The following is a 15,265-nucleotide window of genomic DNA, read 5'->3' on the forward strand; positions in this document are numbered from 1 at the left end:
GCTCTCTCGCGACGGAGTGGGGATCCTGGGGCATTGCGCCGCAGACAACCCCATGGGCGAGCAATGGCGTTCATTGCGGGCAATCAATAAGACTACCGGGGGCCCGCAATGGTTCCCTCACACCGCCCTCACCGGCTGCCGCCGTCCCGGGCGTCCTGGTCCGCCCCGTCATCCGCACGCGGCTCCCGCGACAGCGCCTCCGCCAGGTCGTCGAGGGCGTCGAGCTGCAGGTCCGCGACGCGCAGGGCGACACCACGGCTCTCGTCCTCCGCGTCCCACCTCTCCCATACGGCCCGCAGGTCGCTCCAGTTCAATTCGTCCCGCTCCCGCACCGCGCGGGTGGCCTCCTCCAGGCAGGCGCGCAGTTCGAAGGCGAAGGCGGTGGCACCGGGTGAGGCCGCGGCATCGCGTTCGGGGAGGTGGACCTCCAGGATCATGGTGACCCGGCCCATCGTGGCGAGGGCGGCGCCGGCCGCCTTCGCCGAGGCGCGGGACAGTCCGCGGTGGCGCACGGGTTCCTTCTCGGCGCGGGCCTCGCTCTCCTCCCAGGCCGCGCGGGCCGCGCGGGAGTCCAGCAGGGCGTCGCGGATCTGCCGGGGGCGGCGTTCGGCGGGCGTGGCGTAGAGGTCGAACACGGCCAGCGCGTAGCGCCCGTTGGCCTCCAGCCACGCGGCGAGCCGGTCGCGGAGCTTGGGGGTCTCCCAGGCGGGGAACAGCGCGTACGACAGCATCGCGAGCAGTCCGCCCAGGAGGGTGAGCACCACCCGTTCCTGGACGGTCTGTTCCCAGCCCGCCCCGGCGAGGCCGAGCAGGAAGACGACGTACGCGGCCCCGCACGCCGAGGTCACCGAGACGCCGGTGCGCATCAGCAGGTACATCAGCCCCACACTGACCACGGCGAGTCCGCCGCTGACATAGCTGCCCGGGTGCGCCAGGGCCATCAGCGCGCCCGCGACGGTGACACCGGCGAAGGTGCCGATGAAACGGGCGATACCGCGGGAGTAGGTCTGGGCGAAGTCGGGGCGCATCACCATGACGGAGGCCAGCGGCGCCCAGTAGCCGTGGCCGAACGGGAGCACGGTGCCCAGCAGATAGCCGGCGGAGGCGACCGCACAGACCCGCAGGGCGTGCCGGAGGACGTGCGAGGACCAGCGGGCCTCGCGGTGCAGGGAGCGCAGCGCGCCGGGCACCAGGCGGGGGACGCTGGGGCGCAGCAGATGGCCGCGTTCGGCCTCGGTGGTGGGGCGGGTGGAGCGGACCGGCTCGTCGGTGAGCTCGACGGCGTCGGCGAGCAGCGAGATCAGGCGGTAGGCGGAGCGGCGGGCAGCCCCGTGGAGCATCGGGCCGGTGGCGGGCACTTCGAGGACGGCCATCGCCTCCGGAGGCAGCCGGACCGGTCTGGCGTGCCGTACCGCGTGGGCGACGGCGTCCAGGACGGTGGCCGCGGCCCCCAGCAGATCACGGGCCCGGTCGCGCTCGGGCCCTTCCAGAGGGGCGCCGACGACCGGGTCGGCGAGGGAGGCGAGGACCGGCCGGACCCGTTCGGCAAGCCCCCGGGGACCGTGCAGCTGTACGGGGCGGCGCCTGGCCTGACGGGGGGTGATGGCGGAGGCGAGCCGGGCGTCCATCAGGGGCGACGGGTCGAACGGGGCGACCGGGTCGTGCCGCAGCCGCCGGGCGTAGTCCGCCTCGTCGGCCAGGGCGTCGGCGAGCGCGTCGCGCTGGACGCCCCAGGGCCGGACCGGGAGGACCACGATGAGGGTGGCCTGGACGAGGCCGCCGAAGAACATCAGGGCGGCGTGTTCCAGCGCGCCGAGGACGGACGTCGGCAGGGTGACGGTGACCAGCATGATCGCCACGGTCTGGGTGCCGATCAGCCCGGCGACCGGCCCGATCGCCCAGGCCATCCCGGCCAGCAGGGTCCAGCCGGCCAGGAGCAGGACGAAGGAGACGAGACGCGCTGCGGCCAGATAGCCGAGGAAGGTGGAGACCGCCAGCGCACCGGCGACGGCGAGCGCGAGCACCGGGCGCGGCCGCATGCTGCGCTGGAAGGTGACGATCCCGGAGGCGTACGCGCCGAAGGCGGAGGAGACCGCGAGGGTCGGGTCGCCGCGCCACAGGCACAGGCCGATGACGAGGGCGACGCCGGCCGCGCCGCGGAGGGCGATCAGCGGGGTGAGCTTGGTCCGCTCGATGGTCAGCCCCGAACGAGCCGCTTCCTTGAGCGCACGCGACCAGGTCATAGCGAGAGGATACGGGCCTAAGACGGACGTTCCGGGCCACGGTGAGCAGGCGTGGTGCCGCGCGTCCCACTGCCCCGCCACCGGGAAAATCCCGGTAAACCAGCCGCCCTGCCTGCGTAAATCGTCCCAGGTCACGAAGGGGATGCCCGGATTCCGCCGGGCGGTGCGAGCAAACCGACACCCCGGAAGGGAAACCCGGGCCCGCACCTCCCCCTCTTGCTGGCCAGCCGGGGACAGCTCCCGGATGCCGGCAAGGAGAAGGCCCCGTGCGCAAAGCCCTGTTCCCCGCGGTGATCACGCTGATCACCCTGACCGTCCTCGTCGGTACGTCCGGCTGCGGCAGCGGCGCCACCCAGGCCTCTCCCCTACGGTTCGGCGGCTCCCGGGCGGGCGCCGCGCTGCATGCCAAGCCTCCGGGAAAACGGTCGCTGGTGCAGTGGCCCACGCGTCCGATCAGCTTCGAGGAGGAGAGCCGGGTCGGCGGGGCCGGCGAGAACACCCCGATAGGCGTGACCACCCTGCACGGCCCCAAGTCCGGCTTCACCGGGAAGGTGTGGGTATGGGCACCGCCGGAGTACTACGAGAAGCGGAACGCGAACAAAGGCTTCCCGGTGATGGAGGCGCTGCCCGGCGCGTACGGCTTCCCCAACAACTACTGGATCGGCTCCGACCTCAAACTCCAGGAGAGCCTTGCCCAGTGGTCCAAGAACGGCAGCAGCCTGCCCTTCATCGTCGTCATGCCGGTGCTCAACCCCAATGACAAGCAGTACTACGACGGCAGCGACATACCGGGCCGGCCGAAGATCGGCACCTGGCTCAGCCAGGACGTGCCCGATCTCGTACGCCAGAACTTCCGCACCCTCAAGACCCGCGACGCCTGGGCCATCATGGGCTCCTCCTCGGGCGGGTTCGCGGCCCTGAAGAACGTGCTCCAGCACCCGGACACCTTCAAGGTGGCGATACCCAACGGACCGGACATCGTGCCCGACTCACCGCTGTGGAACGGCCACCCCGAGGCGGAGCGGGAGAACAACCCGGAGGTGCTGGCCCGCCGGCTGATGGCGCGCGGCGGACCGCCCGTCTACCTCGCCTTCCAGGACGGCTCCCAGGAGCACACGGTGCTGCCGAAGGTGCGGAGGTTCATCGCGCGCTACGGGCACGGGCCGGTACGCACCCGCCTGCAGATCGTGCCGGGCGGCACGCACAGCGCGGAGACTTATGTGCAGGGCCTGGGCGAGGGCACGATGCGCTGGGTCAGTGCCCGGATGCAGGGGCCGACCGCCTGACAGGGCCCACGGGCGGTGAGGGAGCTGCCTCCCCCCACCGCCTGGCCCCTCGCCACGCCGTCCCCCTCCGGCCGTGCCCTCACGCCGTCGTCACGACACCACGTCCTTGCGCGCGAACCCCCGGAACGCCAGCGCGCCCAGCACCAGCGCATACGCCACCGAGACCGCCGAGCCCTGGATCATCCCGGACCACTCCATCCTGGGCTGCAGCGCGTCCGCCCAGGAGTACTGCCAGTGGGCGGGCAGCACCTGGCGCCAGGTGCCCAGGGCGGTGACCTGGTCGAGGACATTGCCGACGATGGTCAGCCCGACGGCGCCGCCGACCGCGCCCAGCGGCGCGTCGGTCACCGTCGACAGCCAGAACGCCAGGGCCGCGGTGACCAGCTGGCTGACGAAGAGGTAGCCGACCACCACCGCCAGCCGCGGCAGCGCCTCCTGCGCCGACAGCGCGCCGCCGGCGGGCAGTTGCAGCGGGCCCCAGCCGTACGCCGCGGTGCCCACGCCCAACGCCACCAGCGGCAGCAGCAGCATCGCGGCGGCGCTGAACAGCAGCCCGACGGTGAGCTTGCTCAGCAGCAGCCGGGCCCGTGGGACCGGCGCGGCCAGCAGATAGCGCAGCGAGGACCAGCTCGCCTCGGACGCCACCGTGTCACCGCAGAACAGGGCCACCGGGACCACCAGCACAAAGCCCGCGGAGACGAACAGGGCGGTGGCGGCGAAGTTGGCGCCGGACGCGGTGGCGCTGTCCATCAGGGTGATCCGGCCGTTGCCGCGGCCGTGCGGGTCGCCGCCGATCGCGAACGCCGCCACCAGCACGAGGGGCAGCAGCGCCAGGACGGCGGCGATCACCAGGGTGCGGCGCCGCCGCAGCTGGCGGCGTGCCTCGACGCGCAGCGGGAGGGTGCGGCGCGGACGGTAACCCGGCGCCCGCGCCGTGGTGTGCGCGGTCATCGGTCACCTCCGATCAGGGTGAGGAAGGCGTCCTCCAGGCGGCGGTGCGGTCCGACGCGGTCCACCGCGACCTCCAGCCGGAGCAGTTCGGTGAGCAGCCGGGTGATGGTGAGGTCCCCGCCCAGCTGCACGAGCAGGCCCCCCTCGGCACGCACGGCCGAGACCACACCCGGCAGTGCGGCCACCTTCTCCACCACGGCGTCGCCGACCGCCTCCGCGACACCGATCAGCACCGTGTCACCGGAGCCGGTGATCTCGGCGACCGGACCGGACCGCACCAGCCGCCCGCGGTCCATCACGACCAGGTGCGTACAGCTCTGTTCGACCTCGGACAGCAGATGGCTGGAGACGATGACGGTGCGTCCGGCGGCGGCGTAGCGGATCAGCACCTCGCGCATCGCACGGATCTGCGGCGGGTCGAGCCCGTTGGTCGGCTCGTCGAGGATCAGCAGATCCGGCAGCCCGAGCATGGCCTGGGCGATCGCGAGCCGCTGCCGCATGCCCTGGGAGTAGGTGCGTACGGCACGCTGCAGGGCGTCACCGAGACCGGCGATCTCCAGGGCCTCGTCGAGGTGCGCGTCGGCGGCGGGCCGGCCGGTGGCCTGCCAGTACAGCTCCAGGTTGGCGCGGCCGGACAGATGCGGCAGGAAGCCGGCGCCCTCGACGAACGCCCCGACCCGGGACAGCACCTCGGCGCCCGGCCGGACGGCCTGCCCGAAGACCCTGATCTCCCCCTCGTCGGGCCGGATCAGCCCCATCAGCATGCGCAGAGTGGTCGTCTTGCCGGCACCGTTGGGCCCCAGCAGGCCGAGCACCTGCCCCTTGTCGACCCGGAAGGTGAGGTCCTGGACGGCATACCGGTCGGCGGACTTGGCGTAGCGCTTGCTCAGGTCGCTGATCTGCAGCGGGACCTCGGCGAGCGCCGGATCGGGGGCGGGCGCCGCGGCCCTGCGGCGGGCGGTGAGCAGCAGCAGCGCGGCCACCACGGCGGCCGCGGCGGGCAGCTGCCAGGTCCAGGCGGGCAGCGGGGCGGGCGCGCTGCGCACCTGAGGCGCGGTGGGCACGCTCAGGGCGCCGCCCTGCAGCGAGACGTGGTAGGTGGCGGGCTCGGACGGCGAGGCATAGCCGAGGTCGGTGGCGGAGAGCACCAGCCGCAGCCGGTGGCCGGCCGCGAGCTCGTGGTCGACGGCGGGCAGGTGCAGGTGCACGGTCCTGCCGTCGCGGGCGTCCTTGACCCGGTAGGGCGTCACGAGCTGGGACGGCAGGACCTGGCGGCGGCCGTCCGGGGCGACGTCGTAGACCTTGGCGAAGAACACCGCGTCCCGGGAGCTGGAGCGCACGTGCACGGTGGCGGTGGGGCTGCCGGTGAGGTGGAGGGGGGTGCGCAGCGGCGCCGAGGCGAAGGCCGCGTACTGGCCGGGGAAGTCCACGGACAGGCCGCCGGCGCCCAGCGAGGAGAGGTTGCCGAGCGCGCCGACACCGGGCACCGCGGAGATCGCGGGCGGTCCGGCACCGGCCGGGTTGCTGAACGTCTGGGCGCGGCCCGCGAGGCGGACCCGCCGGGGATCGTTGTCCAGGCCGGGGTAGCTGCCCCCGCTCGCGCCGCGCAGCCGCGCCGCGCCGTCGGTGGAGTCCACTCCCCCGGCGCGGCTGATCCGGAACGCGGGCCCGGTAGCGGCGTGCCGGTCACCCTTCAGATAGCGGTCGAACCAGTCCTTCGTCCGGGCTTCGAGACGGCCGAGCTCCCGGTCCCCGCCGTCGTGCCCGCCGGCGATCCAGTCCACCTCGGACGGCGCGCCGTTCTTGCGGATCGCCCGGTGCATGGCGTCGGCCTGGTCGAGCGTGAACAGCGAATCGGTCTGGCCCTGCATGATCAGGGTCGGCACCTTGATGCGGTCCCCGACGGCGGCCGGGCTGCGGGACTCCAGGAGCCGGCGGGCCGCCTCGTCCGGCCTGCCCTTCTCGGCGACCCGCTCGTACGTCCGGCACACCTCCGGCTCGAAGCGGACGCAGCCGCCGGGCGCCGAGGGGGCGGCGGTCGGCGAGCCGGTGGTGCCCGTGGGGCCGGTGGTGAAGAAGATCCCCGCCCACAGCTTCTTGAAGACCCCGTGGGGGAAGAGGGCGTCGGCGAGGTTCCAGTAGGTGATCTGCGGGGCGATGGCGTCCACGCGCCGGTCGTAGCCGGCCGCCAGCAGCGAGATCGCGCCGCCGTAGGAGCCGCCGGCGACGCCCACCCGGGGGTCGCCGGCCTTGTCGAGCCGGACTTCGGGGCGCTTGGCCAGCCAGTCGATCAGCCGGCGGACGTCGGCGACCTCGCCGTGCGGGTCGTTGAGCCCGATCTTGCCGGTGGACCTGCCGAAGCCGCGCGCCGACCAGGTCAGTACGGCGTACCCGTCCCGGGCCAGCTTCTCGGCCTGGGGGCGGAGGGTGTCCTTGGTGGCACCGAAGCCGTGGGCGAGCAGGACGGCGGGCCGCCGCCGCGCGGCGGGCCCCGCCGTGAAGAAGGAGGTGTCGATCCGCACCTCCTTCTTGCCGCCAGGACGGTCGGGCATCGTCATCACCCGGTCCGCACGGTGGACGGCGGGCGCGGCGTCCGAGGAGGCGGCCGCCCAGGTGCCGCCTCCTATGAGGACGGCCAGCGCACCCGCCGCGGCGTACAGGCGGCGGGTGCGCACTCTGAGTCCTCGGAGATCCATACGTGAATCCTAGGTACGGGCCGCGGCGGGCGGCCGGTACCCCGGGCTGACCCCCGCGGCCTCCCCGGGGAGTAGGGTTCGCGCTTTTGTACCGCGCCTGCGGTACGGCAACGGCTGAGCCGCTGCCCCGCGGGCCCTGCGCTCCGCCCGCCGGCCGGTCCGGGAGCGTGGCCCGTCCCTCAGTACTGCGGCGGCCCGAACCCGCCCTGCGGGGGCGGCGGGGTGCCCGGCACCGCCGGCGGGGCACCGGGCGGCGGCATCGGCGGGCCGCTGACCGGGGGCACCGGACCGGCGGGCGGCTGCCAGGACGGCGGGCCGGGCGGCGGGGCCGGCGGCCCGGCAGGCGCCGCAAAGCCCGGCGCCGCGAACCGCGGGCCCGGCGCCGGCGCGAACCAGGCGGGGGCGACCGGCTCGCCACGGCCCATCAGGACGAGCAGCGCCGCCGAGCCGAACAGGTCGAGCAGCAGCCCGATGTCACCGATGACGCTCAGGCCCGGCGTGGAGTCGCTTATCTCGAAGAGGGTGCCGTTGCCGGCCAGCGCGATCACCGTCACCAGTGCCCCGGGCAGCGCCACGATCGCCAGCCCGAAGGCCAGGCCGCGGGCCGCGGCGCCGCGCATCAGGCTGCTCAGCGCGGCCACCGCGGTCAGCACGAGGAAGACCAGGGCGGACCAGCCGGGAGCCATGCTCAGCAGCACGCTGAGGATGCCCTTGCCGAGGTAGAACATCGGAAGGGAAGCGGTGTCGCTCTGCACCAGGATGTAGCCCTGCCAGACCAGGTTCCACAGCACCATCACGCCGAGCACCCCCCCGGCCGCCAGGCCGGCCGTCCGGGCCGGGCGCATCGGCGGGTCGGTGGGGGTACGGCGCGGCCAGGCGCGCATACCGGCGAGCAGCACGAGGCAGGCGACGAACGACAGCAGGAGCAGACACACGCTGCTGACGAAAACGCCCTCGAAGGTCGTGGAGTCGGTGTCGGCATGCAGGTACCAGCGGTTGTCGCTGGTGTGGAGGCCGGTGCTGAGGGCGGCCTGCAGGGCGGTGGCGAAGGTGACGGTGGTGGCGACGGCCAGCAGTCCGCCGGCCACCCGCCGGCCGGCGAAGGCCGCGATGACCGCCGCCAACTGGACCGCGGCGAGGCCGGCATGGAAGGGGGCGGTGGCCTGGTTCGTGCCGGCGCGCTGACGCGCCCATGCCTCCCACAGGCCGTCGATGCCGAACTCGCTGAGGTCCACGGCCAGCCAGTAGGCCGTGAACAGGAAGAACAACAGGCAGAAAACTCCGCCGGTGATACGGGCGCCCTTGGCGAGCGCCATGGATTGCGGCATTTCGTCCCCCGGTGGTGTCGATGCTCGGCGAGGGAGCACCGTAGCAACGCCGCTGCGACGGAACCCCCTGCCGGTGGGGGCCGGCAGGGGGTCCTTCGCCGAACCCGTCCATGGGTCCGCCGGAACGTCCCTCAGTGGTTGCTGGGGAAGCCCAGGTTGATACCGCCGTCGGACGGGTCGGGCCAGCGGGTGGTGACGACCTTGCCGCGGGTGTAGAAGTGCACCCCGTCGTTGCCGTAGATGTGGTGGTCGCCGAAGAGCGAGTCCTTCCAGCCGCCGAAGGAGTGGTAGCCCACCGGCACCGGGATCGGCACGTTCACGCCGACCATGCCGGCCTCGACCTCCAGCTGGAAGCGGCGGGCCGCGCCGCCGTCCCGGGTGAAGATCGCGGTGCCGTTGCCCCACGGCGAGTTGTTCATCAGCGCGATGGCCTCGTCGTAGGTCTCGACGCGGACCACGGCCAGCACCGGGCCGAAGATCTCGTCGCGGTAGGCGTCCATCTCCGGCGTGACGTTGTCCAGGAGGGAGATGCCGAGCCAGTGACCGTCCTCGTAGCCCTCGACGGTGAACCCCGTGCCGTCGATGACGACATCGGCACCCTGGGCCGCGGCGCCCGAGACGTACGAGGCGACCTTGTCGCGGTGGACCTTGGTGATCAGCGGGCCCATCTCGGAGGCCGGGTCGTCGCCGGGGCCGATCCGCAGCCGGTCGGCGCGCTCCTTGATCTTGCCGATCAGCGGGTCGGCGGTCTCGCCGACGGCCACCACTACGGAGATCGCCATGCAGCGCTCGCCCGCCGAGCCGTACGCGGCGTTGATCGCGGAGTCCGCGGCCAGGTCGAGGTCGGCGTCCGGCAGGACCAGCATGTGGTTCTTGGCGCCGCCCAGCGCCTGGACGCGCTTGCCGTTGGCGGTGCCGGTGGTGTGGATGTAGCGGGCGATGGGCGTGGAGCCGACGAAGGAGACCGCGGCGATGTCCGGGTGCTCCAGGATGGCGTCGACAGCCACCTTGTCGCCGTTGACGACATTCAGCACCCCGTCCGGCAGCCCCGCCTCGGCGGCCAGCTCGGCGAGCTTGAACGCGGCGCTGGGCACCTTCTCGCTCGGCTTGAGGACGAAGGTGTTACCGCAGGCGATGGCGATCGGGAACATCCACATCGGCACCATCGCCGGGAAGTTGAACGGCGTGATACCGGCGACCACACCGAGGGACTGGCGGATCGACGCCACGTCCACACGGGTGGAGACCTGGGTGGACAGCTCGCCCTTGAGCTTCTCGGGGATGCCGCAGGCCAGCTCGACGATCTCCAGGCCGCGGGCGACCTCGCCGAGCGCGTCGGAGTGCACCTTGCCGTGCTCGGCGGTGATCAGCCGGGCGATCTCCTCGCGGTGCGCGTCGAGCAGTTCGCGGTACTTGAACAGCACCGAGGTGCGCTTGGCCAGAGAGCTGGTGCCCCAGGTCTTGAAGGCTTCCCTGGCCGCGCCGACGGCGGCGTCGACCTCGTCGACCGAGGCGAAGGCGACCTGCTTCTCCTGGGCGCCGGTGGCCGGGTTGTAGACCGGGCCGAAGTTGCCGGAGACGCCCTCGACGGGCTTCCCGCCGATCCAGTGGCTGATGGTCTTCATGCGGAGGGCCTTTCTGGGTGACGACTTCGAGCGGAGTCAGAGGTGGCGACGGCGCCCGGCGGTGTGCCGGTCGTACGCCTCACGGGCAGCCACCGCCGCCGGACGTGTCGCGGTCTCGGCAACAGGAACATCCCACCAGGCCTGGGCCTCCGGCGCGCCCGGCACAGTGTCGGCCGTTTCGGTCTCGACATAGACACATGTGGGCCGGTTCGCGCCCCGTGCCTCGGTGAGCGCGGCACGCAGCTCGCCGACGGTGGCCGCGCGGAGCACCCGCATGCCCAGCGAGGCGGCGTTGGCCGCGAGATCGACCGGCAGCGGCGCACCCGTGTACGTGCCGTCCTCGGCGCGGAAGCGGTAGTCGGTGCCGAAGCGTTCACCGCCCGTGACCTGGGACAGTCCGCCGATCGAGGCATAGCCGTGGTTCTGGAAGAGGACGACGTTGATGTTGATGCCCTCCTGGACCGCGGTGACCAGTTCGGTGGGATTCATCAGATACGTACCATCGCCGACCAGCGCCCACACCGGCCGGTCGGGGGCGGCGAGCCGGACACCGATCGCGGCCGGGATCTCGTAGCCCATGCAGGAGTAGCCGTACTCCAGGTGGTACTGCCTGCGGGACCGGGCACGCCAGAGTTTGTGCAGGTCACCGGGGAGGGAACCGGCCGCGTTGATGATCACGTCGGTGTCGTCCACGACGGCGTCCAGGGCGCCGAGGACCTGGGTCTGCGAGGGCCGGACCGACGGGTCCTCGGCGCCGTACGCGGCGTCCACCCGGCGCTCCCAGGCGGCCTTCGCCGCCCGGTAGGAGGCCTCGTACTCCGCGTCGACGCGGACGCCGGACAGCTCCTTGGTGAGCGCCTCCAGCCCGGCGCGGGCGTCGGCGACCAGGGAGAGCGCGCCGAGCTTATGGGCATCGAAGGACGCGATATTGAGGTTGAGGAAGCGGACGCCGGGCGCCGCGAAGAGGGTCGAGGAGGCGGTGGTGAAGTCGGTGAAGCGGGTGCCGACGCCGAGGACCAGGTCCGCCTCGCGGGCGAGGGCGTCGGCGGTGGCGGTGCCGGTGTGGCCGATGCCGCCCACGTCGGCGGGGTGATCGTGGCGCAGCGAACCCTTGCCGGCCTGGGTGGACGCGACCGGGATGCCGGTGGCGTCGGCGAAGGCGCACAGCGCGTCCTCGGCCTCGCTGTGGTGGACCCCGCCGCCCGCGACGACCAGGGGCCGGCGGGCACCGCGCAGGGCACGTACCGCCTCGGCGAGGGCGTCGGCGTCGGGGGCGGGCCGGGGAATGCGCCAGACCCTGTCGGCGAAGAACTCCTCCGGCCAGTCGTACGCCTCCGCCTGCACGTCCTGCGGCAGCGCGAGGGTGACGGCGCCGGTGTCGACGGGGTCGGCGAGCACCCGCATGGCCTGCAGGGCCGCGGGGATCAGCGCCTCGGGCCGGGTGACCCGGTCGAAGTAGCGGGAGACCGGGCGCAGCGCGTCATTGACCGACACATCGCCGGCGAAGGGGACTTCGAGCTGCTGGAGGACCGGGTCGGCGGGCCGGGTGGCGAAGACGTCACCGGGCAGCAGCAGGACGGGCAGGCGGTTGACGGTGGCGAGGGCGGCGCCGGTGACGAGGTTGGTGGCGCCGGGGCCGATGGAGGTGGTGACGGCCTGCGCGCCGAGCCGGTCGCGCTGCCGGGCGTAGCCGACGGCGGCATGCACCATGGCCTGTTCGTTGCGGCCCTGGAGATAGGGGAGCGCGTCGCCGGACTCCAGGAGGGCCTGGCCGATGCCGGCGACATTGCCGTGGCCGAAGATGCCCCAGCAGGCGTTGATCAGGCGGTGCCGGCGGCCGTCCCGCTCGGTGTACTGGTGGGCCAGGAACTCGACCAGGGCCTGCGCGACCGTCAGCCGGCGGGTCGTCGGAGCATTCATCGGGCGTCTCCTGCGGGCGCTTCGTAGAGGGGGAGGCGGGGGTCGACGGGCTGGTCGGGCCAGGTGCCGCGGATCCAGCCGTGGTCCGGGTGATCGCAGATCAGCCACTCCCGCTTCTCGCCGGGCCCGGCCATCACATTGAGGTAGTACAGGGCGTGGCCGGGCGCGGCGATCGACGGGCCGTGCCAGCCGTCCGGGATCAGGACCGCGTCACCGCTGCGGACCTCGGCCAGGACATCGGTGCCACGGCCCTGCCCCGAGGGGGTGACGCGCTGGTAGCCGACGCCTTCCGTGCCGCGCGCGGCCTCGACCTCGAAGTAGTAGATCTCCTCCAGCTCGGACTCCTCGCCGGGGCGGCACTCGTCGTGCTTGTGCGGCGGATAGGAGGACCAGTTGCCGCCGGGGGTGAGCACTTCCACCGCGATCAGCCGGTCGCACTCGAAGGTGCCCGCGGCGCCGAAGTTGTTCACCTGGCGCGAGCAGTTGCCGGTGCCTCGCAACTCCACGGGGACATCGGAGGCGGCACCGTAGCGGGCGGGCAGACGGCGCTCGCAGCGGGCGCCGGTGAGCGCGAAACGGCCGCCGGCGCCGCTCGCGAGCTGCACATGGGCGTCCCGCGGCACGTACGCGAAATCGCTGACCCCGCTGAACACGCTCTCCCGCCCGGTCAGTTCGAACATCTCACCGGTCGCGCCCCTCTCATCGGTCTCACCCCGCTGACCGGTCTTGCCCCTCTGACCGGTCTTGCCCCTTTCATCGGTCTCACCGCTGTCGGTCAGCACCGTGCAGCCGCCGGACAGCGGCAGCACGATCCATTCGCTGTCGCCGGTGGCGAAGGAGTGGTGGCCACCGGGCGGCAGGTCGATGACGCGCAGCGAGGAGTAGCCCCAGCCCGCCCGCTTCGGATCGATGTCCAGCGCGTACGGGCCGTCGGCCGCCGTTGCGGCCTTCAGGTGGAATTCAGTGCTCATATATCGAGTCTCCTGCGGAAATCGCGGTGTTCACAGCAGGCCTTCGGCGGTGTCCCGGTGTTCAGGGCCGGCCTACGGCGGTGGTCGCATCCGGCCCACGGCGGTGTTCAGGTCGGCCCACAGCGGTGATCACAGCGGTCGGCGACGGTCGTCACAGCAGGCCGACGGCGGTGTCCACGGCCGCCGCGACATCGCCGTCGGCCGGGTAGAGCAGGGAGCGGCCGACGACCAGTCCCTGCACCGTCGGCAGCCGCAACGCCTTGCGCCACTTCTCGTAAGCGGCTTCCTGATCCTGGACGGTGCTGCCGATATCGCCGCCGAGCAGCACGGTCGGCAGCGTGGTGGTCTCGCAGACCCGGGCCATGGCGTCGGGGTCGTCGGTGACCGGCAGCTTCAGCCAGGTGTAGGCGGAGGTGCCGCCGAGGCCGGAGGCGATGGCCACCGAGCGGGTGACGGCCTCGGCGCTGAGGTCGTTGCGGACCGCGCCTTCTATCCGGGAGGAGAGGAACGGCTCGACGAAGACGGGCAGTTGCCGCTCGGCCATGGCGTCGATGGCACGGGCGGTGGTCTCCAGGGTGGTCAGCGATCCGGGGTCGCTGTAGTCGATGCGCAGCAGCAGTTTGCCGGCGTCGAAGCGGAGCCGGGCGAGGTCCTGGGGGCGGTGTCCGGTGAACCGGTCGTCCATCTCGAAGGCGGCACCGGCGATACCGCCGCGGTTCATGGAGCCCATCACGACCTTCCCCTCGAGGGCCCCGATCAGCAGCAGGTCCTCCAGGATGTCGGCGGTGGCGAGCACCCCGTCCACACCGGGCCGGGACAGCGCAAGGACCAGGCGTTCGAGCAGATCGAGGCGGTTGGCCATGGCGAGCTGCCGGTCTCCGACGGCGAGCGCGCCGCGGGCCGGGTGATCGGCCGCGACGATCATCAGCCGGCCGCTGTCGCCGATGAGCGGGCGACGGGTGCGGCGGGCGGCGGCCTCCGCGACGGCTTCGGGGTGCCGGGCCCGCAGCGTCGCGAGGTCACTGATCCGAGGGTTCAAGGCTCAACTCACCTTCTTGAGTGCACAGGTGGGGCGGGGACGGCTGCGGCCACTGGGGTCACCGCCCCGCGAGGAACGCGTCGACCTCGTCGGCCGTGGGCATCGCGGACGAGCAGGCGAGACGGGAGGCGACGATCGCGCCGGCGGCGTTGGCGTAGCGCATCATCGGCTCCAGGTCCCACCCGGCCAGGAGGCCGTGGCAGAGCGAGCCGCCGAAGGAGTCGCCGGCGCCCAGGCCGTTGACGACCTCGACGGGGGTCGGCGGAACCTCGGCGGTACGGCCGTCGCGGTGCACGGCGAGCACACCCTTGGGGCCCTGCTTGATGACCGCGAGTTCGACACCCATGTCCAGCAGCGCCTGGGCGCAGGCCTTGGGATCGCGCAGTCCGGTGGCGACCTCGGCCTCGTCGACGTTGCCGACCGCCACCGTGGCGTGCCGCAGGGCGGCTTCGTAATACGGGCGGGCGGTGGCCATCGCCGCGGCGCCGCTCGCGCCGCCGTCCCCGGAGGCGCCGCCCTCGCCGCCCCAGAACATCGGCCGCCAGTCGAGGTCGAAGACGGTCGTCCCCGTCCTGGCGCGCGCCTCCAGCGCGGCAAGGGTGGCACTGCGGCTGGGCTCCTCGCACAGCCCCGTGCCGGTGACCCAGAAGATCCGGGCGCCCACGATGGCGTCCTGGTCCAGTTCCTCGGGGCGGATGACCAGGTCGGGGGCCTTGGGACGGCGGTAGAAGTAGAGCGGGAAGTCGTCCGGCGGGAAGATCTCGCAGAAGGTGACCGGTGTCGGATAGGCGTCGACAGGGGTCACCCAGCGGTCGTCCACACCGAAGTCGCGCAGCGCCTGGTGGACGTAGTCGCCGAACGGGTCGCTTCCGGTGCGGCTGATGACCGCACTCCGCCGGCCGAGCCGGGCCGCGGCGACCGCCACATTGGTGGCCGAGCCACCGAGGAACTTCCCGAACGTCTCCACCTGCGTCAGCGGCACACCGGTCTGCAGCGGGTAGATGTCGACTCCGATGCGGCCCATGGTGATCAGGTCGTACGGCTCGGTCATGTGCGCCCCTTCGGGTCGGCCGGCGCGGCGGATTCGGCGGGTTCGGCTCTGAGGAAAGGTCTAACGGGGAGAGTCAGACCCTGTCAACAGTTTGTCCTTACATACTGACGTCGAAGAGGAGACCTGGAGACCGGAAGAGCGCAGGCGCGCCCCCC

At 72.7% G+C, this 15,265-nt stretch carries 10 protein-coding genes; 1 reads left to right on the plus strand and 9 read right to left on the minus strand.

Going from position 1 to position 15,265, the window contains the following annotated elements; translation table 11 throughout:
- Window positions 1-128: 128 nt before the first annotated feature.
- Window positions 129-2,243: an FUSC family protein gene (locus ACGFR7_RS08160; RefSeq protein WP_393314665.1), complete on the minus strand. Its 2,115-nt coding sequence runs from the start codon at window positions 2,241-2,243 to the stop codon at window positions 129-131.
- Between the two features lie 266 nt (window positions 2,244-2,509).
- Between ACGFR7_RS08160 and ACGFR7_RS08165 the strand changes: the two genes are divergently transcribed.
- A complete protein-coding gene (locus ACGFR7_RS08165) occupies window positions 2,510-3,529 on the plus strand; it encodes an alpha/beta hydrolase (RefSeq protein WP_393314667.1) in 1,020 nt (339 codons plus the stop codon).
- Window positions 3,530-3,619: 90 nt separating this feature from the next.
- Here the strand turns inward: ACGFR7_RS08165 and ACGFR7_RS08170 are convergent, their stop codons facing one another.
- From ACGFR7_RS08170 to iolC, 8 genes are all read right to left on the minus strand, one after another.
- Window positions 3,620-4,480, minus strand: coding sequence for an ABC transporter permease (locus ACGFR7_RS08170; protein WP_393314670.1), 861 nt, complete (start codon window positions 4,478-4,480; stop codon window positions 3,620-3,622).
- The gene (locus tag ACGFR7_RS08175) at window positions 4,477-7,176 is read right to left on the minus strand and encodes an alpha/beta fold hydrolase (RefSeq protein WP_393314673.1); all 2,700 of its coding nucleotides are present in this window, start codon (window positions 7,174-7,176) and stop codon (window positions 4,477-4,479) included. Before ACGFR7_RS08175 ends, ACGFR7_RS08170 begins: the two co-directional genes overlap by 4 nt.
- Before the next feature lie 179 nt (window positions 7,177-7,355).
- A complete protein-coding gene (locus tag ACGFR7_RS08180) occupies window positions 7,356-8,504 on the minus strand; it encodes a hypothetical protein (protein ID WP_393314676.1) in 1,149 nt (382 codons plus the stop codon).
- A 131-nt stretch (window positions 8,505-8,635) separates the two neighbouring features.
- The gene (locus ACGFR7_RS08185) at window positions 8,636-10,129 is read right to left on the minus strand and encodes a CoA-acylating methylmalonate-semialdehyde dehydrogenase (RefSeq protein WP_393314679.1); all 1,494 of its coding nucleotides are present in this window, start codon (window positions 10,127-10,129) and stop codon (window positions 8,636-8,638) included.
- A 36-nt stretch (window positions 10,130-10,165) separates the two neighbouring features.
- Window positions 10,166-12,049 carry a 3D-(3,5/4)-trihydroxycyclohexane-1,2-dione acylhydrolase (decyclizing) gene (gene iolD / locus ACGFR7_RS08190; protein ID WP_393314681.1) on the minus strand — a complete coding sequence of 628 codons (1,884 nt, stop codon included), beginning with the start codon at window positions 12,047-12,049 and terminating at the stop codon, window positions 10,166-10,168.
- Window positions 12,046-13,020 (minus strand): 5-deoxy-glucuronate isomerase, encoded by a 975-nt coding sequence (iolB, locus tag ACGFR7_RS08195; RefSeq protein ID WP_393314684.1) that lies wholly within the window; start codon window positions 13,018-13,020, stop codon window positions 12,046-12,048. Before iolB ends, iolD begins: the two co-directional genes overlap by 4 nt.
- A gap of 151 nt (window positions 13,021-13,171) precedes the next feature.
- Window positions 13,172-14,059, minus strand: a complete 888-nt coding sequence (locus ACGFR7_RS08200; RefSeq protein WP_393314687.1) for a deoxyribose-phosphate aldolase — start codon at window positions 14,057-14,059, stop codon at window positions 13,172-13,174.
- Window positions 14,060-14,117: 58 nt separating this feature from the next.
- Window positions 14,118-15,110 (minus strand): 5-dehydro-2-deoxygluconokinase, encoded by a 993-nt coding sequence (gene iolC, locus ACGFR7_RS08205; protein WP_393314690.1) that lies wholly within the window; start codon window positions 15,108-15,110, stop codon window positions 14,118-14,120.
- Window positions 15,111-15,265 lie beyond the last annotated feature (155 nt).

Source organism: Streptomyces sp. NPDC048516, assembly GCF_043199875.1.
In the GTDB taxonomy this organism is placed as follows: Bacteria; Actinomycetota; Actinomycetes; order Streptomycetales; family Streptomycetaceae; genus Streptomyces.